General features: G+C 67.9%; 20 protein-coding genes. 8 read left to right on the forward strand and 12 right to left on the reverse strand.

What is annotated here, in order from left to right:
- Positions 1 to 19: 19 nt before the first annotated feature.
- A complete protein-coding gene (locus tag HN018_RS21070) occupies positions 20 to 877 on the reverse strand; it encodes a class I SAM-dependent methyltransferase (RefSeq protein ID WP_171836969.1) in 858 nt (285 codons plus the stop codon).
- 101 nt (positions 878 to 978) lie between these two features.
- On the opposite strand from HN018_RS21070, the gene HN018_RS21075 reads away from it, so the two are divergent.
- Positions 979 to 2,286 carry a condensation domain-containing protein gene (locus HN018_RS21075; protein WP_171836968.1) on the forward strand — a complete coding sequence of 436 codons (1,308 nt, stop codon included), beginning with the start codon at positions 979 to 981 and terminating at the stop codon, positions 2,284 to 2,286.
- Between the two features lie 2 nt (positions 2,287 to 2,288).
- Here HN018_RS21075 and HN018_RS21080 read toward each other — a convergent pair whose 3' ends face one another.
- Positions 2,289 to 3,206 carry an aliphatic sulfonate ABC transporter substrate-binding protein gene (locus HN018_RS21080; RefSeq protein WP_204259603.1) on the reverse strand — a complete coding sequence of 306 codons (918 nt, stop codon included), beginning with the start codon at positions 3,204 to 3,206 and terminating at the stop codon, positions 2,289 to 2,291.
- A 200-nt stretch (positions 3,207 to 3,406) separates the two neighbouring features.
- Between HN018_RS21080 and ssuD the strand changes: the two genes are divergently transcribed.
- The gene (gene ssuD / locus HN018_RS21085; protein ID WP_171837067.1) at positions 3,407 to 4,576 is read left to right on the forward strand and encodes an FMNH2-dependent alkanesulfonate monooxygenase; all 1,170 of its coding nucleotides are present in this window, start codon (positions 3,407 to 3,409) and stop codon (positions 4,574 to 4,576) included.
- Positions 4,577 to 4,870: 294 nt separating this feature from the next.
- Here ssuD and HN018_RS21090 read toward each other — a convergent pair whose 3' ends face one another.
- The 8 genes from HN018_RS21090 to rfbB all read right to left on the reverse strand — a co-directional run bounded on the left by HN018_RS21090 (position 4,871) and on the right by rfbB (position 11,581).
- Positions 4,871 to 5,599 carry an ABC transporter ATP-binding protein gene (locus tag HN018_RS21090; protein ID WP_171836966.1) on the reverse strand — a complete coding sequence of 243 codons (729 nt, stop codon included), beginning with the start codon at positions 5,597 to 5,599 and terminating at the stop codon, positions 4,871 to 4,873.
- Positions 5,596 to 6,354 carry an ABC transporter permease gene (locus HN018_RS21095; protein WP_171837066.1) on the reverse strand — a complete coding sequence of 253 codons (759 nt, stop codon included), beginning with the start codon at positions 6,352 to 6,354 and terminating at the stop codon, positions 5,596 to 5,598. Before HN018_RS21095 ends, HN018_RS21090 begins: the two co-directional genes overlap by 4 nt.
- Positions 6,355 to 6,600: 246 nt before the next feature.
- Positions 6,601 to 7,041 carry a hypothetical protein gene (locus HN018_RS21100; protein ID WP_171836965.1) on the reverse strand — a complete coding sequence of 147 codons (441 nt, stop codon included), beginning with the start codon at positions 7,039 to 7,041 and terminating at the stop codon, positions 6,601 to 6,603.
- A gap of 30 nt (positions 7,042 to 7,071) precedes the next feature.
- Entirely contained in the window at positions 7,072 to 7,980 is a 909-nt protein-coding gene (locus HN018_RS21105) for a glycosyltransferase family 2 protein (protein WP_171836964.1), read from the reverse strand.
- Between the two features lie 128 nt (positions 7,981 to 8,108).
- Entirely contained in the window at positions 8,109 to 9,017 is a 909-nt protein-coding gene (rfbD, locus tag HN018_RS21110) for a dTDP-4-dehydrorhamnose reductase (RefSeq protein WP_171836963.1), read from the reverse strand.
- Positions 9,017 to 9,577: a dTDP-4-dehydrorhamnose 3,5-epimerase gene (gene rfbC, locus HN018_RS21115; RefSeq protein ID WP_171836962.1), complete on the reverse strand. Its 561-nt coding sequence runs from the start codon at positions 9,575 to 9,577 to the stop codon at positions 9,017 to 9,019. The genes rfbD and rfbC overlap by 1 nt, the downstream gene beginning before the upstream one ends.
- 52 nt (positions 9,578 to 9,629) lie before the next feature.
- On the reverse strand, positions 9,630 to 10,505 hold the full coding sequence (gene rfbA, locus HN018_RS21120) for a glucose-1-phosphate thymidylyltransferase RfbA (RefSeq protein WP_171837065.1): 876 nt from the start codon (positions 10,503 to 10,505) through the stop codon (positions 9,630 to 9,632).
- A gap of 20 nt (positions 10,506 to 10,525) precedes the next feature.
- Positions 10,526 to 11,581, reverse strand: a complete 1,056-nt coding sequence (gene rfbB / locus HN018_RS21125) for a dTDP-glucose 4,6-dehydratase (RefSeq protein ID WP_171836961.1) — start codon at positions 11,579 to 11,581, stop codon at positions 10,526 to 10,528.
- A gap of 229 nt (positions 11,582 to 11,810) precedes the next feature.
- Here rfbB and HN018_RS21130 point away from each other — a divergent pair, with 229 nt between their 5' ends.
- Complete coding sequence (locus tag HN018_RS21130) at positions 11,811 to 14,060, forward strand: hypothetical protein (RefSeq protein WP_171836960.1); 2,250 nt, start codon at positions 11,811 to 11,813, stop codon at positions 14,058 to 14,060.
- Between the two features lie 100 nt (positions 14,061 to 14,160).
- Positions 14,161 to 14,823 carry a histidine phosphatase family protein gene (locus HN018_RS21135; protein ID WP_171836959.1) on the forward strand — a complete coding sequence of 221 codons (663 nt, stop codon included), beginning with the start codon at positions 14,161 to 14,163 and terminating at the stop codon, positions 14,821 to 14,823.
- 27 nt (positions 14,824 to 14,850) lie between these two features.
- Here HN018_RS21135 and HN018_RS21140 read toward each other — a convergent pair whose 3' ends face one another.
- Entirely contained in the window at positions 14,851 to 15,744 is an 894-nt protein-coding gene (locus tag HN018_RS21140) for a universal stress protein (protein WP_171836958.1), read from the reverse strand.
- 41 nt (positions 15,745 to 15,785) lie between these two features.
- Positions 15,786 to 16,391: a pyridoxamine 5'-phosphate oxidase gene (pdxH, locus tag HN018_RS21145; RefSeq protein WP_239478880.1), complete on the reverse strand. Its 606-nt coding sequence runs from the start codon at positions 16,389 to 16,391 to the stop codon at positions 15,786 to 15,788.
- A 180-nt stretch (positions 16,392 to 16,571) separates the two neighbouring features.
- Between pdxH and fabI the strand changes: the two genes are divergently transcribed.
- The 4 genes from fabI (at position 16,572) to HN018_RS21165 (ending at position 20,634) form a co-directional block, all read left to right on the forward strand.
- Complete coding sequence (gene fabI / locus HN018_RS21150; RefSeq protein ID WP_171836957.1) at positions 16,572 to 17,411, forward strand: enoyl-ACP reductase FabI; 840 nt, start codon at positions 16,572 to 16,574, stop codon at positions 17,409 to 17,411.
- Between the two features lie 23 nt (positions 17,412 to 17,434).
- Positions 17,435 to 18,508 carry a chorismate synthase gene (aroC, locus tag HN018_RS21155; protein ID WP_171836956.1) on the forward strand — a complete coding sequence of 358 codons (1,074 nt, stop codon included), beginning with the start codon at positions 17,435 to 17,437 and terminating at the stop codon, positions 18,506 to 18,508.
- A 111-nt stretch (positions 18,509 to 18,619) separates the two neighbouring features.
- Positions 18,620 to 19,330: a lysophospholipid acyltransferase family protein gene (locus HN018_RS21160; RefSeq protein ID WP_171836955.1), complete on the forward strand. Its 711-nt coding sequence runs from the start codon at positions 18,620 to 18,622 to the stop codon at positions 19,328 to 19,330.
- Positions 19,327 to 20,634, forward strand: coding sequence for a 3-deoxy-D-manno-octulosonic acid transferase (locus HN018_RS21165; protein WP_171836954.1), 1,308 nt, complete (start codon positions 19,327 to 19,329; stop codon positions 20,632 to 20,634). Before HN018_RS21160 ends, HN018_RS21165 begins: the two co-directional genes overlap by 4 nt.
- Positions 20,635 to 20,638: the final 4 nt, after the last annotated feature.

Here is a 20,638-nt window from a genome sequence, read left to right on the forward strand (position 1 = left end):
GCCAGGACCGGTGGGGCGATTACGGCTTGCGGAACTTCAGCACGAAATTGTCGGCCTCGCCGATCGCCGCGTAGCGGTCATGATCCTTCGCACCGAGCGCGAAGGTGGGCGGCAGGGTCCAGACCCCTTCCGGCCAGTCGGCGGTGTCTTTCGGGTTGGCGTCCATCTCGGAGCTGGCCACGAACTTGAAGCCGGCCGCACGGGCCTGGGCGATTGCCGATTGCTGGCTGACGTAGCCGTCCTTGGCCTGCGGGTCATAGGCCCCGGTGCGATGGCCGCGATGGTCCTCGATGCCGAGGATGCCGCCCGGCTTGAGCGCCCGATAAAAGGCTGCGAGCATCTGCGGCGCATCGCCCTGCTTCATCCAGTTGTGCAGGTTGCGGAACGTCACCACCAGGTCGGCGCTGTTGGCAGGTGCGATGTCGGCCGCTCCACCCGCCTGGGTGATCTTCACGTGGTCATAGAGGGCAGGTTGCGCCGCGAGCTTCTGGGCAAAGGGCGAGCCCGGCTTCATCGGCGCGCCGACCGCCGCGTAGTACGTGCCATGATCGTGCAGGTAGGGCGCGAGGATCTCGGTCCAGTAGCCACCGCTGGGCCAGATCTCGACCACCGTCTGGTTCGGCTTCAGCCCGAAGAAGGTGAGCTCCTGCACCGGATGCCGCGCCTCGTCACGCTTGACGAAGGCCGGGTCGCGGGCGGGGTTAGCGATTGCCGACTGCAGCGCAGGGTCCGGCTGCAAGGCGATCCCGGCGGTCGCGGCCCGGGCGGCGGTCGCGGGCACCAGCGCCAGACCGATGGCCACCAGCCCGAGCAAGAATGGCCCGGCCAGGGCAGGCGTGCGTGCAGGCGACAGGCGATCGTTCAAGCTTCGGGTCATGCGGAAATTCCTCGGTGCTTCGCGCAGGCAGGATGAGCGACCTGCGTATTTCGCACAACTTGGCTGGCATGATCATCGGTCCTGACCGATCATGCGACGGCATGCAGCGCGGCCTCTTCTTCTTCGAGCGGTTTCTTCTCGTCGGTGGCCGCCGTCCCTGGAACGTCTTGCTCGCGGCCCGCCTGGCCGGAACCATCGAAGCCGCAGAGCTGCACCGGGCGCTGGTGCAACTCCAGGCCCGGCATCCGATGCTGTGCGTCGGCATCGTCCAGAAGGGCAAGCGCCCGCACTTCGTCACCCCCGACCCGATCCCCCCGATCAGCCTGCGCATCATCGACCGCACCGACGACGAAGACTGGTTCGAGGCGGTCCGCCATGAGATCGACCTGCCGTTCGACAATGCGCATGGTCCGCTACTGCGCGTGGTCTGGATCCGTTCATCGGCGGTGAGCGAGCTTGTGCTGGTCGGCTACCACTGCATCTGCGACGGCAAGTCGATGCTGTTGCTGACGCGCGAACTGATCGCGGAACTTGGGGGCATCCGGCCGGAGCCGGTCCCGGTGCGGCCGGCGCCGCGGCGGATCGCCACTATCCACGAACTGTTCACCGAAGATCGGCGCCTGAGCCGGCGCTGGCGCAGCCTGCTCTCGCATGCGAGTGCTGCGAAGTGGCTGCTGCACGCCGCGACCGGCCTTGCACGACGCGGACCGGCAGCCGCCGTCTTGCCGAGCTATGTCATCCGCTGGACCCTGGAAGCCTCGACTTGCGATGCCCTGCGGGCACGGTGCCGGGACGAGACGGTGACCCTGTATGCAGTCCTGGCCACCGCTTTCCTGCGCGCGGTCCGCAAGGTTCGGCCCGCGCAGGCCCGCAACCGCCTGCTATGCCCTATCGATGTGCGGCCGATGCTGCCGGCGATCGAGGCGGACATGCTGTTCGGCTATCCGGACACCGTGCATCTGTCGATCGATCGGGCGCTGGACCAGGGCTTCTGGGAGCAGGCACGCAAGCTGAAGCGGGATCTGACCGCGCGCCGGGGGCGGCTCGATCCGAGGCGGACGCTGCTGACCGCGGAGTGGCTGCATGCGCTGTCGGACTGGTTCATCGACCTGCAACTGCATGGCAAAGCCAGGAACGACCTGATGTTTTCCCATGTCGGGGAGGCCGTGGTTCCGCCGGGCGCGTCGGTGCTGGGCTTCCTGTCCTCGATGCCGTGGCGGGGCACCACGGCGGTCTTTTCCCTGCTTGACCAGGGATGCGTGCGGTTCTTCCTGGTCGCGCGGGAGACGTCGCTACCATCAGCCGATGCCGAGCGCATCCGTGCCTGTGCGATGTCTCTGCTGGATGCCGAACTCGGTGTGCCGGCGCAGGCCGCACCCCGAAGCGGCCGGAGACGATCGACGCGGTGAGCTCAGCCGGGCACCCAGACCGCATCCTGCACGGTCAGGTGCGTCGGGATCAGATGCTGGGCAAAGAACGCGTCGGCGATCCGCTGCTGCTCGGCGACCACGTCCGGCGTCATCGGCGATGCGCCGAAGGTCAGGCGGTCGACCGCCTTGGCGACTACAGCGAGGGGCAGGCCGGTATCGGTGGCGAGGTACTGGCTGACCTGATCCTTGTGCGCCTGCGTCCAGCTGTCCGACCGGTTGATCTGGGCCAGCAGCAGATGGACCAGGTCCGGACTACGTGTGGCGAACTGGCGATCGGCCAGGAAGAACTGCCGGTTGCCGACCACGCCGCCGGCCGAGGTCAGGATGCGCGGGTCGGACGCGGCCTGCACCGAGGAAAGGTACGGGTCCCAGATCGCCCAGGCATCCAGGCGACCGCTGTCGAAGGCCGGGCGGGCGGCACCGGGGATGAGGAACACCGGCTGTATGTCGGCCATCGTGAGCCCGGCCTTGGACAAGGCGGCCAGCAGGAGCCAATGGACGTTCGACGCACGGTTCAGCCCGACGGTCTTGCCCTTCAGGCCGGCGATATCGCGGATGGTGCTGGTTTTCGGCACGATGATCGCCTCGCCGAACGGCGCCACCGGCTCGGCCGCGACATAGACGACGCGGTTGCTGGCCGCCTGGGCGAAGATCGGCGGCGCATCGCCGGTGATGCCGAAATCGATCGCGCCGGCCCCCATCGCCTGCAGCATCTGCGGTCCGGCCGGAAATTCGCTCCACGCGACCTTGTCGCCGGTATGGGCAAGCTCGGCCTCGAGGTAGCCGGTATGCTTCAGGATGATGAGGGTACCGTAGCGCTGGTAGCCGATCCGGATCGTGCGCGGGCTGGCGGCCCTGGCTCGCCGCCCGGCAATCCCGGCAACCGTGAGTGCTGCCATAGAAACAACAGTGCGTCTGGTTATCGCCACTTGCATGGTCCCTTGTCTTTCTTCGTGCATTGCATGAAGTCACGAGCTGATCCAGCCTGTTGGCTAAATTAAACGATTGTCGAACGTGATTTAGTTCGCATCGTCAGGAGACTGCGACCTTGGCACCCGATACACACCCTGGCTCCGACCTTCTTAATCCCGCCGGCCCCCTGGAGCCGGATCATGCCGCGCGCGAGGCGGATGTGCTGTGGTTCCTGCCGACGCATGGCGACGGGCGCTACCTCGGCTCGCAGGTCGGTGCACGCCACGTCACCCTGAACTATCTGAGCCAGATCGCGCGTGCCGCCGACGAGCTCGGCTATTTCGGGATGCTGCTGCCGACCGGCAAATCCTGCGAAGATTCCTGGGTCGTCGCATCGTCGATGATCCCGCTGACCTCGCGGGTGCGGTTCCTGGTGGCGGTGCGGCCCGGCCTGTCCGAGCCATCGATGACCGCGCGGATGGCGGCGACCTTCGACCGGCTGTCCGGCGGACGCCTGCTGGTCAATGTGGTGACCGGCGGCGATCCGGCGGAACTGGCCGGCGACGGGGTGTTCCTGGACCATACCGAGCGCTACCAGGCAACGGATGAATATCTCCAGGTCTGGCGCCGGATGATGGCCGGCGAGACGGTGGATTTCGAAGGCAGGCACCTGCGCGTGCAGGGCGCGAAGCTGCTGTATCCGCCGGTGCAGGCGCCGTATCCGTCGCTGTATTTCGGCGGCTCCTCGGAGGTCGGCCAGCAGGTGGCGGCAGACCAGGTCGACGTTTACCTGACCTGGGGTGAGCCGCCCGCCGCGGTCGGCGAGAAGATCGCCGCCGTGCGTGCGCTCGCGGCCGCACGCGGTCGCACCCTGTCGTTCGGGATCAGGCTGCATGTGATCGTGCGCGAGACCTCCGAGGAGGCCTGGCGCGAGGCGGACGCGCTGATCAGCCACGTCAGCGAGGAGGATATCGCGCGGGCCCAGGCGGCATTCTCCAAATTCGACAGCGTCGGCCAGCAGCGGATGGCCGAACTGCACAAGGGCGGCCGCGACCGGCTGGTGATATCGCCCAACCTCTGGGCCGGCGTCGGCCTGGTGCGTGGCGGCGCCGGCACCGCCCTGGTCGGCAACCCCGACGAAGTGGCGGCCCGGATGCGCGAATACATGGCGCTCGGGATCGACCGGTTCATCCTGTCCGGTTATCCGCATCTCGAGGAATGCTACCGCTTCGCCGAGCTGGTTTTCCCCAAGCTCCCCCTGAGATCCACCACCGGAAACGGCTACGCCCCCGCCCGCAACGCCGGCCCCTTCGGCGAAATGATCGCCAACGTCGGAGCGCCCGCCGCCAAACGCTGAGCGCCAGCCTCGGCAGTGCAAGAGCGCGCTGCCGAACGAGAGCTCCCGTCGGGAACACGGGCGGCGGTTAAGGTAACCGGGGCGGAAAAGCCTTATCGGCTGTAGCAACGCTGGCCGGTTGAACAAGTCTCCTTGATCTCGGCGGTGAGAGATCGCTCGAGAACGGGCTGTGCCGAGTGAGAGCTCCCCCTCGGGGGAGCGCCCGTCGTGGGTATCGAGAACCGGAGCGGAGCGGCCGTCGGGCCGTGAGCACCGGCAGCGCAGAGACCCGCGTCGGATCGCCGACACAGCCCGTTATCGAGCGATCTCAACGTCCAGGGCGGTTAGGAGGGCCCGCCGCGCCGGCGCGAACTCAGGATCATCATGGCGCCGGGGCCGCGCCATATGGATCGGCAGGTTCCTGGAGATGCGACCGTGGTCGAGCACGACGGCCCGGTCGCCGAGCAGCAGCGCCTCGTCGACATCGTGGGTCACCAGCAACACGGCGCAGCGGTGCTTCTGCCAGAGCTCGGCCACCATGGCCTGCATGCGCAGCCGGGTCAGTGCATCCAGGCTGGCGAACGGTTCATCCAGCATCAGGAAATCCGGTTCACGCACCATGGCGCGGGCGATCCCAACGCGCTGGGCCTCGCCGCCGGAAAGCGTGAGTGGCCAGGCATCGAGGCGATGGCCGAGGCCGACTTCCTCCAGTGCCGCCACGGCGCGATCGCGCGCATCGCGGCCGGGCAGTCCGAGGGCGACGTTCTGCCAGACCCGCCGCCAGGGCAGCAGGCGGCTCTCCTGGAACACCACGGCGACATTGCGCGGCACCGATACGGCGCCCTCCTCGACCGGATCGAGCCCGGCCAGGGTGCGCAGCAACGTCGTCTTGCCGGACCCGCTGCGACCGAGCAGGGATACGAACTCGCCCGGCTCGATGGTCAGGTCGAGGTCGTCGAGCACGGCCGGCCCGCCGAAACGACGGCTCAGCCCCTCGACGCGGATGGACGGGCGCTCGGTCAGACGTGGATCGATGGCGTTCATCCGCGCCGGCCCAGCCCGACCGTCTGCGGCCGCCAGGCCAGGAATACCCGCTCCATCGTCCGTACGATCTGGTCGCTGATCAACCCCAGGGCTGCGTAGATCAGCAAACCCACCAGGATGATGTCGGTGCGCAGGAAGTCCTCGGCATCCATCATCATGTGGCCGATGCCGGAGTTGGCGTTGACCTGCTCGGCCACCACCAGCATCAGCCATGAGATGCCGACCGAGAAGCGCAGGCCGACCAGCAGGTCCGGCAATGCACCGGGAAGAACGATGTCGCGGATCGTCTGGGCCCGCGACAGGCCGAGCGTGCGGCCCATCTCGAGCAACTTCGGGTCGACCGAGCGGATGCCCTTGAACAGGTTGAGATAGATCGGGACCAGCGCACCAAGGGCGATCAGGGCGATCTTCGGGGTCTCGCCGATGCCGAACCACAGGATGAACAACGGCACCAGGGCCAGGGCCGGCAAGGTGCGTATCATCTGCATCGGCCCGTCGATCGCATCCTCGCCAACGCGGGACAGGCCGGCGATCAGCGCCAGGACGACGCCGGCGACGATGGCGATCGCCAGGCCGCTCCCGGCCCGGACCAGTGAAACCGACAGATTGTGCAACAGGCTGCCGTCGGCGATCAGGCCGCGCATGGTGACCAGGATGCGCCAGGGCGAGGCGAGGGTCTGTGGCGAAACCAGGCCGGACGAGGAAGCCGCCTGCCAGATCGCCAGGATCAGCAGCGGCGAGACCGCCCGGCGCATGCCATTGCCGGAAAGCCAGGCGAACAAGCGTGAAGGGCGGCGGGCGACAGAACGGCTCGTGCGGTTCGCCGGAGCCGAGCCGGTTCGCGTCCGAACTCCTGCAGTCATGTCGAGCATCGCGTGCTCCGTTCTCTGGCTGATGCGTCAGCCGGAGAAAACCATCATGAGCGACAGGACGTCAAGTTATCACGCGATGACAGAACGTGTATTAGCGGACATGTTATATGTCCAGCGTAGAACCCGGGTTCAGTTCCGGGATCTCCCGGACCATCGGTCGGACGCACCGCCGGACAGCAGACGTCGTGTCATCAGCAACGCCCCGCCGACCGTCAGCAGCAGAGCCAGCAGCCAGTGCGAGCCATGCAGCGACCGGCCCCAGTCATGCGGTTCGCCTGCCAACAGCAGGAACAGCAGGGTCACCACGATCGCCGCGGTCATCGACGGCATCCCTCTCCGGCGCGCCAGCACGCACAGCACGATGAACACCACGTAGGCGGCAATCGCGAAGCCACGGATCATCTCCCGCAGCGGATCGCCAAGCTGCGCCAGCACCCGGGAGACCGTATCGAAGCTACGGTCCAGCGCGCCTGCCAGCGTGGTGCCGAGCATGCCCGGGCCAATCACGGTCAGCAGTACCGCGAGCACTAGGCCACCGACCCAGATCAGGCCGATCGTGTTCCTGTTCATTCATCCATCCTGTCAGCACGATCAGGCTTGCTAGCCGATCAGGAACCATAGACGGAACAGGGCGGTTTCCGCCCGCGTCTGACGAACCAGGCCGCTGATCCGGCGCATCGCGCGCATCCGTTCCAGCGGACCACCGGACAGGGCCCGATCCAGCAGCGCCAGATCGTGCAGCGCCGACGGCGAGAGTGCCTGCGGATTAGCGACCAACCCACGAACATGACGGCGAAACAGCTGCATGAACTCGTCCGGACCACGGCGCACCGCCATCATCCCGCGCCTGACCGACGAGTGCGGCGCGCCGATGGCGTTCGCGCGATGCTGGCGATACAGCACCACCGGCACCGGATCCGCGATCAGCCGCCCGCCCGCCGCACTCACGACAAGGTAGGACCACCAGTCGTGCAGCGTTCCGTCGGGCGGATTGCTGGCAGCGATCAGCGCCACCGCCGCCGGGTTCAGCATGACGGTGCAGCCGGTCGCCACATTCTGGGTGAGGGCCGCCGGAAAAACCGCAGGCCCTCCCCGGTACGGCGACAGGCCGAGCGGCGCCAGGTTCCTGTCGACCAGGCGCTGGCGGGCGCAATAGAGGGCAGGCAGGTCAACTGGAACCGCCGCAAGCGCTTCGGCGCCGCGCTGGAGTTTGTCCGGCAGCCAGATGTCGTCCTGGTCCGCGAAGGCTGCGATCGTGTCCGGGGGTACCTGGTGCAGCAAGGTGAAGAACGAGCCGGCAATGCCGAGATGGCCGGCCTGGTCGGGCATCGGCAGGCAGCTCGCTTCGCCGTAACGCGCGGCGAACGCCTGCATCAGGGCAGCCGTGCCGTCGGTCGAGCCGTCATCGCGCCAGATCAGCGACCACCGCCGGAAGTCCTGGCGCGCGAGCGACTCGAGCTGTTCCGGCAGATATCGCATGCCGTTGTAGGTCGAGAGCAGCACGGCCACCGGAGGACTATCGCGGTGGACCCGACCGTCCGGATGACTGGACAGGCCGCGAGGTCGATAATCCGTCGCGGAGGCCCGGGCCACCGGCTCGACGGTTATCGTCCGGAGGACCCGGTTCGGAGAGGAGGTCAGAGTGATGAGGGCGCCATGAGTTCGTCCACCGTGTTTGTCAGGCTCTCCCGCCAAGGCGGCAGACGGATACCGAATACCCGTTCCAGCTTGCCGCAATCCAGGCGCGAATCCATCGGGCGGCGGGCTGGCGTAGGCCAGTCGGCGGTTTTGATCGCGACCACCTCCGGCATGGTGCGGCCATGCCGGGCAGCAACCTCCAGGGCTGCGACCGCAAGCCCATGCCAGGTGGTCTCACCGGTGCCCGCAGCGTGATAGATGCCGGCATAGTCGTCTTGCCAGCCACCGCTCTCGATACGCTCCAGGATCGCGACGATGGCACGCGCGAGATCGTCCGCTGCAGTCGGCCCGCCGAACTGGTCGCCGACGACGCGCAGGACCGGGTTCTTCTCGCCGGCATTGATCATGGTCCGGACGAAGTTCTTGCCGGTCGCGGAATAGACCCACGAGGTCCGCAAAACGATCGTGCGCGGATTGGCGGCCAGCACGGCCTGTTCGCCGTCCACCTTGGTGCGGCCATAGACGCCGGTGGGCGAGGTCGGATCGGTCTCGATATAGGGCGCCCCCTTGTCGCCGTCGAACACATAGTCGGTCGACACGTGGATCAGCGGGATCCCTGCCTGGGCACAGAGGGTTGCCAGGATTTCCGGTCCGTCGCGGTTGGCGCGGGTGGCACCCTCGACATTGGCTTCGGCAGCATCGACCGCGGTCCAGGCCGCCGCATTCACCACGGCGACCGGCTGGATTGCCGCAAAACTCGCGGCGAGGGTTTGAGGCTGGTCGAAATCGAACGCAGGCCTCCCGACCAGATGGATGCGTGGTCCGCCCAGTCGCACCATGGACGTAGCGAGCTGGCCGGCCCCGCCGGTCACGAGGATCGGTCCGGCGTTGGACGCAAGGCTGGTCATCAGTACTGGAACCAGCCGGCCGCAGCCGAGAAATGCGGTGCCTGGATGTCCTTGTCGGACAGGATCGCTTCCTCCGGCTTGATCGGCCAGTCGATGCCGATCTCTGGGCAGTTCCAGATCACCGCGCGCTCGCTCGCCTTGTCCCAGACGTCGGTGCATTTGTAGAGCACCTCGACATCGTCGGTCAGCGTGCAGAAGCCGTGCAGGAAGCCCGGCGGAATCCAGAGCTGGGCCCAGTTGTCGCCGGACAGCTCGGCCCCGACCCACTTGCCGTAGGTCGGCGAGCCGGTACGGGCATCGACCGCGACATCGTAGATCGCACCCTTCGAGCAGCGCAGCAGCTTGCCCTGCGCATGCGGCGCCAGCTGGCAATGCAGGCCGCGCATGACCCCCCGCTCCCGCGAGAAGGAGTGATTGTCCTGCAGGAACGGCAGATCGATGCCGGTCTCGGCAAGGACCCGTGGATAGTTGTAGGTCTCGGAAAAAAAGCCGCGATTATCCGTGAAGCGCGGCGGAGTGATCAGGATCACGTCTGGAATGGCCAGGCGGTCTACCTTCATGTGTCGTCCCTTTTGGCCGTGGCCCGGTGGCCATCGACCTCCGAATGGTGTGTCAGGCGTGAACACCGTCGGCCAGCTCGAGCAGCAGCCGTCCGAGCTCGGTCTTGGCGAGCTTGCGGGCCTGGTCGCGCAGCGAGGTGGCATCGATGTAGTTCATGCGGAAGGCGACCTCTTCCGGGCAGCCGACCAGCATGCCCTGTCGGGACTGGATGGTCTGCACGAAGGTTCCGGCCTGCATCAGGCTGTCCGGCATGCCGGCATCGAGCCAGGCGCAGCCACGGCCGAGACGCTCGACATGCAGCGAGCCCTCTTCGAGATAGATGCGGTTGAGGTCGGTGATCTCCAGCTCGCCGCGCGCGCTGGGCTTGATCCGCTTGGCGAAGTCGAGCACCCGGTTGTCGTAGAAATACAGCCCGGTGATGGCCCAGTTCGATTGCGGGTTGGCCGGCTTCTCGATCACTTCCAGCGCACGTCCGCTCTCGTCGAACGACACCACGCCGTAACGCTCGGGATCGCGCACCTGGTAGGCGAACACGGTGGCGCCTTCGGGACGCGCGCAGGCGGCCCGCAGCAGCACGCCGAGATGGTCGGCGAAAATCAGGTTGTCGCCCAGGGCCAGCGCACAGGGGCTGCTGCCGAGCCAATCGTCGGCGATCAGGAACGCCTGCACGATGCCGTCCGGCGACGGCTGCACACGGTATTCGAAGCGCACGCCGAAGCGCGAGCCGTCGCCGAGCAACCGCTCGAACTGCGGCAGGTCGTCCGGGGTCGAGATGATCATGATGTCGCGTATGCCGGCCAGCATCAGCGTGCTGAGCGGGTAATAGATCATCGGCTTGTCATAGACCGGCAGCAGCTGCTTGCTGGCCGCCAGCGTCATCGGATGCAGGCGGGTGCCCGATCCACCGGCGAGCAGGATGCCCTTCATCGTGGAGTCGCTTGGTTTGGTCATGCTGCAGTCCCCAGGCGCTGACCGGTGTAGCGACCGGACCTGATCGCCTCCCACCAATCCTGATGATCGAGATACCACTGCACGGTCCGCCTGATTCCGGTCTCGAAATCATGACCCGCTTTCCAGTCGAGCGCCTGCTCGGCATGGCTGGCGTCGATCTCGTAGCGCCAGTCGTGGCCGGGCCGGTCGGTGACGTAGCGGATCAGGCGCTCGCGCGGCCCGGCCGGATCAGGCCGAAGCTCGTCGAGGGTGCGGCAGATGGCCTGCACCACCTGAAGGTTGGAGCGTGGCTGGCGGGCTCCGATCGCGTAGGTCTCGCCGGGCTTGCCGAGCTCGACCGCGCGCACCAGGGCCTCGGCATGGTCCTCGACGAACAGCCAGTCGCGCACGTTCGAGCCATCGCCATAGACAGGCAGCTCACGGCCCTCGATCGCGTTGATGGTGACCAGCGGGATGAGCTTCTCGGGGAAGTGCCAGAAGCCGTAATTGTTGGTGGTATTGGTGATGAAGGCCGGCAGACCGTAGGTGTGATACCAGGCGCGCACCAGATGATCGGATGCGGCCTTGCTTGCCGAATACGGACTGCGCGGATCGTAGGGCGTCGTTTCGGTAAAGGGCGGATCGTTGGCTTCCAGGGCCCCGAACACCTCGTCGGTCGAGATGTGGTGGAAGCGGAACGCCGCCTTCGCATCGCCTTCGAGACCGGACCAGTAGGCGCGCGCGGCTTCCAGCAGGGAAAAGGTGCCGACCACGTTGGTCTGGATGAACACCGCCGGACCGTCGATCGAGCGATCGACATGGCTCTCGGCTGCCAGATGCATCACCGCATCCGGCCGGTGTTCGGCGAACAGCGCCTTCATGGTGGCGAGGTCGGCTACGTCGGCCTCGACCAGGGTATGGCGGGGGTCGTCGAGCGCTTCCTCGAGCGCGTCGCGCGACGCGGCATAGGTCATCTTGTCGATGTTGACGACCGAGTGCGTGGTCGACCGGATCAGGTGCCTGACCACTGCCGAGCCGATGAAACCGCACCCCCCTGTCAGAAGAATCCGCATTCTCGACCCCATCCCCGGCACGTTATCACGTCGACGTCAGCTTGGCAGCGAGAAGCATGTCAAGCAACAGTCGGGCACGCTTCGACGACGAACACCGGCCGTCTGCATCGTATCGGAAGACGATTTTTTAACGACTGTGCCTTCGCCAACACCGCCATCGAGCGGTATCCTGCCGCTGCGACCATGAATTCTTATCCGCAAGGCTTCGCCCCTTGCCAAGGAGCAGACGGTGTTTGCCGAGGCCCTGAACATCCAGTTGCTGGCCGCCCTCGATCGCCCCGACCTCCGCGTCGTCGCCGATCGCCAGCGTGTCGTTTTCGATGCCCAGCTCGATACCGGCTTCCGCGCCGATCCGGGCGGTCAGGTCGTGCTGGGTGCCGCGTGCCTCGGCGCGCCGCGGATCTGCGCGTTCCATATCCGTCACGCGCTCGAACTCTCGCTGCTGCTTGATGCGGCGACCCGGCCCGCCACGTGCATCGGGTTGCCGCCCGACCTCGAGAGCTTCGACCTGCCGATCCTGGCCGGGCTCTGCGCGGCCCGCACCGCCTCGCGCTTCTGGCTGCTGGATGCGGCGCCTGCGGACGAGCCGCCGGCGCCGGATCCGGCCTCGTGGCTTGCAGTCATGGCCGCAGACCGGATGCCCGGGCAGGAGGCGCTCGGCGTGGTGTGGGGCCGGGTGCGCAACCTGCAGGGATCGTCCTACCGCCTGCTCCGCGCCGCCAGGATCGGCCAGGACGATACGGTCGTTCCGGCATCGGTCATGCAAAGGCTGGCGGCCTGCTGGGATCTGCTCGGGCCGGCGGAGACGCTGATGGCGCAGGGTGGCGACGCTCGGCTCGCGATCGATCCGCATACCGGCCTCAACCATTACGGCTGCAGCCACCGACCACGTCCCTGGGCGATCACTTTCGCCTCCTCGACGGCATCCTCGTTGTCCGAGCGTGGCTTCGGTGGTGCGGAAGCCGCTCGCAAACGGCTGGCGGTTGCGGCTTTACAGGGACGGGCGCGTTGGGCGCTGGATCATGAAGCCGGGCAGGTGCGGCAATCGATCGCCGATTATTATGGCCTGGCCGACCCGGGATCGTCCGGCGTCGTGCTCGCGGCCTCGGGTACCGACAGCGAGCTGATCGCACTGGCGATGTGCGGGTTGGCCGGCCGGGACGATCGCGCGGCGCGCCCGATCAGCAACATCCTGCTGGCGCCCGAGGAAACCGGTGCGGGCGTGCCGCTGGCGGCGGCAGGCTGCCATTTCGCCGACGACACGGCACTCGGGCAGCACGTGGTGAAGGGCGGGCGGATCGATGGATTCGCCGGCACGACACGGGTGCTCAAGGTGGCGATCCGGGGCGAGGATGGCCGCCTGCTGCAACCGGATGCCGTCGATGCGGCCTGTATCCGGATGGTCGAGGCGGAAGCGGGCGAGGGGCGGACGGTGCTGCTGCATCGGCTCGACCTCTCGAAGACCGGGTTGCTGGCACCGAGCGAAGCCTGCCTGGAAATGCTGCAGGCCAGGCTGGGAGACCGGCTCGAGATCGTGGTCGATGCCTGCCAGGCGCGGCTGGATCGGCGACGGGTGCAGGCGGACCTCGCCCGCGGCTGGATGGTGATGATCACCGGCTCGAAATTCTTCACCGGGCCGCCGTTCTGCGGCGCGTTGCTGCTGCCGGCGCTGCATGCGGCAAGCCTGAACGCAGCCGCCCGGCTTCCCGCGGGGCTTGCCGACTATGGCGGCCGCCCCGACTGGCCGTCGGGCGCCACGGTGGGTGCGGCCAGCGTGCTGGGCGATCAGGCCAACCCGGGCATGCTGCTGCGCTGGCAGGCGGCACTGGCGGAGATGCAGGCGTTCGCGCGGGTTCCGGACATCGAGGCGCGGCAACGGACGGCCAGCTTCATCGCAGGCGTCGAGGCAGCGATCGCATCCAGTCCGGACGTCCTGGCGGTCGAGGTTCCGGCACCGTCGCGCATCGACCTGGTCCTCGATGATGCCGGAGCCGCCGAGCCGGGCTGGGACCAGCTCCAGACCATACGCAGCTTCATGGTGCTGGAGCCCGGCGCCGGACCGGACCTGCCGGCACGACGGCCTCTCGATGTGGCACGGGCGCGGAAGATCTACCGCTGGCTCAACGCCGATGTCAGCAGCGTCCTCGAGCCGGATGCCAGCGATGCCGACCGGGCACTGGCCCGGCTGCTATGCCATATCGGCCAGCCTGCGCCGGTCGCGCACGATACGCTCGGGTCGGTGATGGCCGGAGCGCTCCGGATTTCGGTCGGGGCCCGGCTGCTGTCCGGCGAACCGTCGCATGAAGGGCTCGACAGCGCTGCGCGGATGGCCCGCGAGATCGCCGATGTTCGCCGGATCATCGACAAGATCGGGCTGCTGCTCCGGCACTGGGACATGCTGGAACGGCTCGACCCGGAGCCGCGCTTTTCCTCGGACGCGCCGCTGCAGCGCCGTGCCGACCCCGGGCTCAACATCTAGACGTGACAGGGGCCGCCTGCCCTTTTGTTGCCACCGACGTTTGACCTGATGCGCGGCTTTCCAGCCGCACCTGAATGTTCCGCTCAATGACAGGGTTTCGATGACACAGCGCGCCGCCTTCCTCGACACACCCACCCTGGTTCCGGGGATCACGCGCTTCTGGCTGATCCGGCATGCTCTGGTCGAGCAGAATGCCCGAATGAAGCTCTACGGGTCGCTGGACGTGCCGTTGTGCCCCGAAAGCCTGATCGCCCAGGTGCCGATGTACGAAGCGCTGGCCGCCAGGCTGCCGCGCGACGCGGTCTGGGTCACGACGCCGCTTTCACGCACCCAGCACACTGCTCAGGCAATCCAGGCGGCCGGCTATCCGGCCACCGAGTGGTCGGTCGAGTCTGGCCTGATCGAGCAGTCGATGGGCGACTATCACGGACTTCAGCACCACGAGTTGCCCGAGCGGCTGATCATGCCGGCGCACCCGTTCTGGCCGATGGCCGCCGACGAAGTGCCGCCGGGCGGCGAGAGCATGGTGCAGGTGCTGGAGCGTGTAGGCGAAGCGATCGAACGCCTCGCAGACACCCATGATGGCCAGGACATTGTCGTGGTGAGCCATGGCGGCGCGATCCGCGCCGCGACGGCGCATGCGCTCGGGGTCGATGCCGACACCTCGCTGCGACTGTCGGTGCAGAACCTGTCCCTGACCATCCTGGAACGCCACCCCGCGTCCTGGCGGGTCGTGGCGGTCAACGAGCTTCCCGGGATCTGATTGCAGCGCGAACTGGCTGGTCCCGGCCTAGCGGGCCATCAGGACCGGCAGCGTCGCGTTGCCGATCACGTATCGGGTCACCCCGCCCATGATCAGCTGGCGAAGGCGGGAGTGCGAGTATGCTCCCATGACTAGGAGGTCGGCATCGAACGCCGTGGTGGCGGCGAGAAGGCCTGCACCGACCCTGCCGTCCTTCGGCTTGAAGAACGCAGCTGCCGTCGCGGTAATGCCATGGCCGGCTAGGTAGTTCACCAGTTCCGCCGCTTCCGGGCCGCGTCGCTGGTAGTCGTCGGAATAGAGCACCTGCACCGCCTCGGCCTGCTCCATCCACGGCAGCGCCGAGAAGACCGCGGATGCGCTTTCGGCAGTGCCGTTCCATGCGACGCAGATGCGGCGGCCGATGCTGGCCGGCACGACCTTGGGAGCGATGATCACGGGCCGGCCACTGTCGAACAACACGCCGTGCAGCGCCTCCGACGAGGAGATCGCATCGTCCGAGTCCGGGTGCGGGATGAGGATCAGGTCGGACAGGCGTGCCGCATGGGCGACCAGCTCATGTTCCCGCCCGATCACCGAGCGGAACCCGGCAGTCGCGGACCGGCCTGCGGCGGGTCCGTGCGGCAGCCGGTCGACCAGGACGACCGGCGTCTCGTTGGGCTCCGACAACGCCGCATCGAACAGGACCCTGGCCCGGGAGGTGCGCCGCACGGACTCGCGCTCCGCGACGCTCATCATTTCCTCGACCATCGCGCCGGACAGGCCCTCACCGGCCAGCGGTGCCACCTCGCGACTATCGGTGGCGACATGCAGGGCTTGCAGGTGCGCCGAGAAGCGCCGGGCAAGGCCGAGACCCATCTCGATGGCGGCCTCGTCCGTGGAGGCGCCGTTCAGGGGCAGCAGGATGGCAGCGATGTCGCCCATGGGCGGTATGTCCGAATGGTTTGAGTGCGGTTTGGCAGAGCTTACGGGTAAAGCCGCTCGGTCCGCCAACCGGCGTCGCCCTGCCGGCTATAGACCATCCGATCATGCAGCCGGAACGGCATGTCCTGCCAGAACTCGATCATCTGCGGCCGCACCCGGTAACCCGACCAGTGCGCCGGACGTGGCACATCGTCGCCGGGGTAGCGCGCATCGGCCTCGGCAAGACGCCGTTCCAGCTCGGCGCGACCGGATAACGGACGGGACTGGTCGGATGCGATGGCGCCGAGGCGGGAAATGCGCGCACGGGTGTCGAAATAGCGGTCGGCCTCGGCGTCGCCGACATCCTCGACCACACCCTCGACCCGGACCTGCCGGCGCAGCGACTTCCAGTGGAACAGCAGGGCGGCATGATGCGTCGCCGCCAGCTGCCCGGCCTTGTTGCTCTGCTTGTTAGTGTAGAACACGAACCCGCGGTCATCGAAATCCTTCAGCAGGACCATGCGCGCCGAGGGCCGCCCGTCCGCCGAGGCGGTTGCCAGCGTCATCGCGACAGGATCGTTCGGTTCGGTGGTCTTCGCCTCCTCCAGCCACTGGCCGAACAGCAGGATCGGGTTCGAGACCACTTCGAGCGCCGCTTCCGGCATCATGTTGCTCCAGGACGTGATAGGGACGTCTGGCGTCTCGAACCGTCCGGTCGAGAGCGCCTCTTGTTCCTCAAGGAACGGTGTGCGACCACCAAATCTGTATGTGGTGCGGCCGCCAGGTTCCGGCCGGTGACTTTCAGGTCCATGACATTTGGACCGATATTTTTTCAGGATCAAACCGCCATGCCAGAGGGCTCTGCCAACCTTCCCCTCCGTGGCACCCTGATGCAGGGCAAGCGCGGACTGATCATGGGCGTCGCCAACGAGCGCTCGATCGCATGGGGCATCGCCTCCGCCTGTGCAGCACAGGGCGCCGAGCTCGCCTTCACCTTCCAGGGCGAGGCACTCGAAAAACGGGTGCGGCCGCTGGCGGACGGGATCGGCTCCAAGCTGGTGCTGCCCTGCGACGTGTCCGACGACGCTGCGATGGATGCCGCCTTCGCGCAGATCAAGAGCGAATGGGGTGGTCTCGACTTCCTGGTCCATGCGATCGGCTGGGCCGACAAGCAGTATCTGCGGGGCCGCTACATCGACACGCCGCGGGACGCCTTCCTGCAGGGGATCGACATCTCCTGCTACTCGTTCACCGCGGTCGCCCGGCGCGCCGCCGCCCTGATGGGGGCCGGTGGATCGATGCTGACGCTGACCTACCTGGGTGCCGAGCGGGTGATGCCGCACTACAACATGATGGGCGTGGCCAAGGCGGCGCTCGAAGCCTCGGTGCGCTACATGGCGGCCGATCTCGGCTCCGACGGCATCCGCGTCAACGCGATCTCGGCCGGGCCGATCAAGACGCTGGCGGCGAGCGGGATCGGCGACTTCCGCTACATCCTGAAATGGAACCAGCTCAACGCGCCGCTCGAACGCAACGTCACCATCGACGAGGTCGGCGGCGCCGGGCTCTACCTCCTGTCGGACCTGTCCAGCGGCGTCACCGGCGAGATCCACCACGTCGACAGCGGCTACCACCTGGTCGGCATGAAGAACCCTGCCGCCCCGGATATCGCCGCCATCACGGACTGAGGCCCGGACCGGACACGCCGACCATGTCGCATAACAGCTTCGGCCATCTGTTCCGCGTCACCACCTGGGGCGAAAGCCACGGGCCGTCGATCGGCGGCGTGATCGACGGATGCCCGCCCGGGCTGGCGCTGACCGAGGCCGACATCCAGCCGTTCCTGGACCGGCGCCGGCCTGGCCAGTCCCGCTTCACCACGCAGCGGCAGGAGCCGGATGCGGTGAGGATCCTGTCCGGCACCTACGAGGGGCTCACCACCGGCACCCCGATCTCGCTCATGATCGAGAATACCGACCAGCGCTCCCGCGACTACGGCAACATCGCCGATCGCTATCGTCCCGGCCACGCCGACGTCACCTACGACCTGAAATACGGATTGCGCGATCCGCGCGGCGGCGGCCGTTCGTCGGCGCGCGAGACCGCCGTGCGCGTGGCGGCGGGTGCGGTGGCGCGACGGGTGATGGGGCCGCAGGTCCGGGTGCGCGGCGCGCTGGTGCAGATCGGGCCGCACGCGATCGACCCGGTCCGCTGGGATTGGGACCAGGTCGGGCAGAACCCGTTCTTCTGCCCCGACGCCGACATGGTGCCGGTCTGGGAGAGCTATCTCGACCAGGTGCGCAAGAGCGGCTCCTCGACCGGCGCGATCATCTCCCTGGAGGCCGATGGCGTGCCTGCCGGCCTGGGCGCGCCGATCTACGCCAAGCTCGATGCGGAGCTGGCGTCGGCCCTGATGGGTATCAATGCGGTCAAGGCCGTGGAGATCGGTGCCGGGTTCGCCGCGGCGGCACTCAGCGGCGAGGAGAATGCCGACCCGATGAGGATGCAGGATGGCCGCATCGCGTTCCAGTCGAACCATGCCGGCGGTATCCTCGGCGGCATCTCGACCGGCCAGCCGATCATCGCGCGGTTCGCCGTGAAGCCGACCAGTTCGATCCTGACCGCGGTGGCCTCGGTCACGCGCGACGGCGAGGCGGTGGATGTGGCCACCAAGGGCCGCCATGACCCCTGCGTCGGCATCCGTGCCGTGCCGGTCGGCGAAGCCATGCTGGCCTGCGTGCTGGCCGACCATCTGCTCCGGCATCGGGGCCAGACAGGGCGCTAGTCCGCCTGCTGGCCGCTGTCGTCCCGGGCCGGGTCGTGCTACCGGCGCGGCCATGGGTCTGTTGTGGTTCTCGATCGGGTTTCTGCCGGGCACGAGCGGTCGGCCGGCAGGATGAAGCGCCTGATCCGCAGCCGGTTCGTGCGCATGCTGTCGGCCAGGGTGATCGGCCTGTACCTGGTGGTGGCACTCCGTACCACGCGCTGGACCGTCGAGGCACCGGACGAGGCCTGGCCTTACATGCTGGGCGTCGATGGACGCAGCGCCATCGTCGCGTTCTGGCACGAGTTCCTGCCGCTGGTGCCCGCCCTCTGGTGGCACGCGCACCGGGCCAGCCCGGGTCTCAGGATGACCGTGCTGATCAGCCGGCATCGCGATGGCCGCATGATGACCGACATCGTGCGAAAATGGGACGTGCAGGTCATCGCCGGATCGTCCGACCGACCAAAGCCCGGCGATACCGGCCCCTCACGCGACAAGGGCGGCGCTGCGGCAATGCGCAGCCTGCTCGGACTGCTGCGCTCGGGCAGCCTGGTGGCCATCACCCCGGATGGTCCGCGCGGCCCGCGCCGCATCGTCCAGCCGGGCGTGGCACGGCTCGCGGCCTTGTCCGGTGTTCCGGTGGTGCCGGCGGCGGCGTCCTGCCGGCCGTCGCGGCGGCTGCGCTCCTGGGACCGGATGGTGCTGCCGTTGCCGTTCGGACGCGGGCGGATCGTGTGCGGCGCGCCGATCCCGGTTCCGCGCCATGACTGGGAGGCGGCATCGGCTGCGATTGCGGCGGCGCTGGACGCCGTGGCCGCCAAGGCTGAAGCGGGTGGGGCATGAGCGCGCCCCGGTTCGGCCTGCCGTTCGCGCTCTGGGCCGGTGCGGCCAGCGTCGCGGCACCGGGCTTGCGGCTGCTGCTGCGCCGCCGCCTGCGCCGGGGTAAGGAGATCGCCGGACGGATCGCGGAACGCACCGGCGTCGAACGATCGCCGCGACCGGACGGCACGCTGCTCTGGCTGCACGCGGCCAGCGTCGGCGAAACATTGTCGCTATTCCCGTTATTGGGCGCGCTCTGCCGGATCGACCCGGACCTGCACATCCTGCTGACCACCGGCACCGTCAATGCGCAGCGTCTGGCCGTGCGGCGGCTGGCCGAGGAGGGGCTGGATGCACGCGTGCGGCACCGCTTCGTCCCGCTCGACGTGCCGCGCTGGATCGGCCGTTTCCTCGATCACTGGCGGCCGGACCTGGTGGCGCTGGTGGAAAGCGAGCTGTGGCCGAACCTGATCGTCGGATGTGCCCGGCGCGCCATTCCGCTGGCGTTGCTCAATGCCCGCATGTCCGACCGCAGCGCGAAGGCATGGGGAATGACCGGCTTCGTCGCGCGACGGCTGTTCGGCGCGTTCGCCTGGATTACCGCCCGCTCGCCGCAGGATGCCGAACGGCTGCGCGCGCTAGGCGCTATCGATGTGGAGCATGATGGCGACCTCAAGCAGGCCGCCAGCGCCCTGCCGGTGGACGAGACCGAGCTCGACCGGCTGCGCGCCCTGCTTGGCGACCGTGCGGTCTGGCTGGCCGCCAGCACGCACGAGGGCGAGGAAGCCCGGATCGGCGCCATCCACCAGTCGCTGGTGTCCCGTCATCCAACGCTGCTCACCATGGTGGCGCCTCGTCATCCGGAGCGCGGAGCGGATATCGCCGCGGCACTCGGGGATGCACCCAGGCGAGCCGCCGGGCAGGATCCGGACCCGGGATGCGGCATCTGGATCTGCGACACGCTGGGCGAGCTCGGGCTGCTCTACAGGCTGGTCGGTATCGTGTTCATCGGCAACAGCCTGGAGGCGGTCAAGCCACCGGGGGGCGGGCATAACCCGCTGGAGCCGGCACGTCTCGGCTGCGCGATGGCGATCGGCCCGCTGTCCCAGAATTTCAACGAGGATGTCACCCGCCTGCAGGCCGCGGCGGCGCTCGTCACGACGACCGACGAGGCCGGACTGGAGGCCTGGGTCGACCGCATGCTGACCCAGCCGGAAGAGCTTCAGGCCATGGCGGATGCAGCCCTGGAGCAGGCGGGCGCGTCGAACGGCCTGCCCGAGCGCCTGGCCCACCGGTTGCTCGGCCTGGTCGCGGACGGGCGGGCGTAACCCG

This window comes from Lichenicola cladoniae, assembly GCF_013201075.1.
GTDB classification, from domain to species: Bacteria; Pseudomonadota; Alphaproteobacteria; order Acetobacterales; family Acetobacteraceae; genus Lichenicola; species Lichenicola cladoniae.

Coding starts and splice junctions, on each gene's coding strand:
- HN018_RS21070 (WP_171836969.1), bottom strand. CDS start 877: ATGACCCGAAGCTTGAACGATCGCCTGTCGCCTGCACGCACGCCTGCC.
- HN018_RS21075 (WP_171836968.1), top strand. CDS start 979: ATGCAGCGCGGCCTCTTCTTCTTCGAGCGGTTTCTTCTCGTCGGTGGC.
- HN018_RS21080 (WP_204259603.1), bottom strand. CDS start 3,206: ATGGCAGCACTCACGGTTGCCGGGATTGCCGGGCGGCGAGCCAGGGCC.
- HN018_RS21090 (WP_171836966.1), bottom strand. CDS start 5,599: ATGAACGCCATCGATCCACGTCTGACCGAGCGCCCGTCCATCCGCGTC.
- HN018_RS21095 (WP_171837066.1), bottom strand. CDS start 6,354: ATGCGCCGGGCGGTCTCGCCGCTGCTGATCCTGGCGATCTGGCAGGCG.
- HN018_RS21100 (WP_171836965.1), bottom strand. CDS start 7,041: ATGAACAGGAACACGATCGGCCTGATCTGGGTCGGTGGCCTAGTGCTC.
- rfbD (WP_171836963.1), bottom strand. CDS start 9,017: ATGACCAGCCTTGCGTCCAACGCCGGACCGATCCTCGTGACCGGCGGG.
- rfbC (WP_171836962.1), bottom strand. CDS start 9,577: ATGAAGGTAGACCGCCTGGCCATTCCAGACGTGATCCTGATCACTCCG.
- rfbA (WP_171837065.1), bottom strand. CDS start 10,505: ATGAAGGGCATCCTGCTCGCCGGTGGATCGGGCACCCGCCTGCATCCG.
- rfbB (WP_171836961.1), bottom strand. CDS start 11,581: ATGCGGATTCTTCTGACAGGGGGGTGCGGTTTCATCGGCTCGGCAGTG.
- HN018_RS21135 (WP_171836959.1), top strand. CDS start 14,161: ATGACACAGCGCGCCGCCTTCCTCGACACACCCACCCTGGTTCCGGGG.
- HN018_RS21140 (WP_171836958.1), bottom strand. CDS start 15,744: ATGGGCGACATCGCTGCCATCCTGCTGCCCCTGAACGGCGCCTCCACG.
- pdxH (WP_239478880.1), bottom strand. CDS start 16,391: ATGATGCCGGAAGCGGCGCTCGAAGTGGTCTCGAACCCGATCCTGCTG.
- fabI (WP_171836957.1), top strand. CDS start 16,572: ATGCCAGAGGGCTCTGCCAACCTTCCCCTCCGTGGCACCCTGATGCAG.
- aroC (WP_171836956.1), top strand. CDS start 17,435: ATGTCGCATAACAGCTTCGGCCATCTGTTCCGCGTCACCACCTGGGGC.
- HN018_RS21160 (WP_171836955.1), top strand. CDS start 18,620: ATGAAGCGCCTGATCCGCAGCCGGTTCGTGCGCATGCTGTCGGCCAGG.
- HN018_RS21165 (WP_171836954.1), top strand. CDS start 19,327: ATGAGCGCGCCCCGGTTCGGCCTGCCGTTCGCGCTCTGGGCCGGTGCG.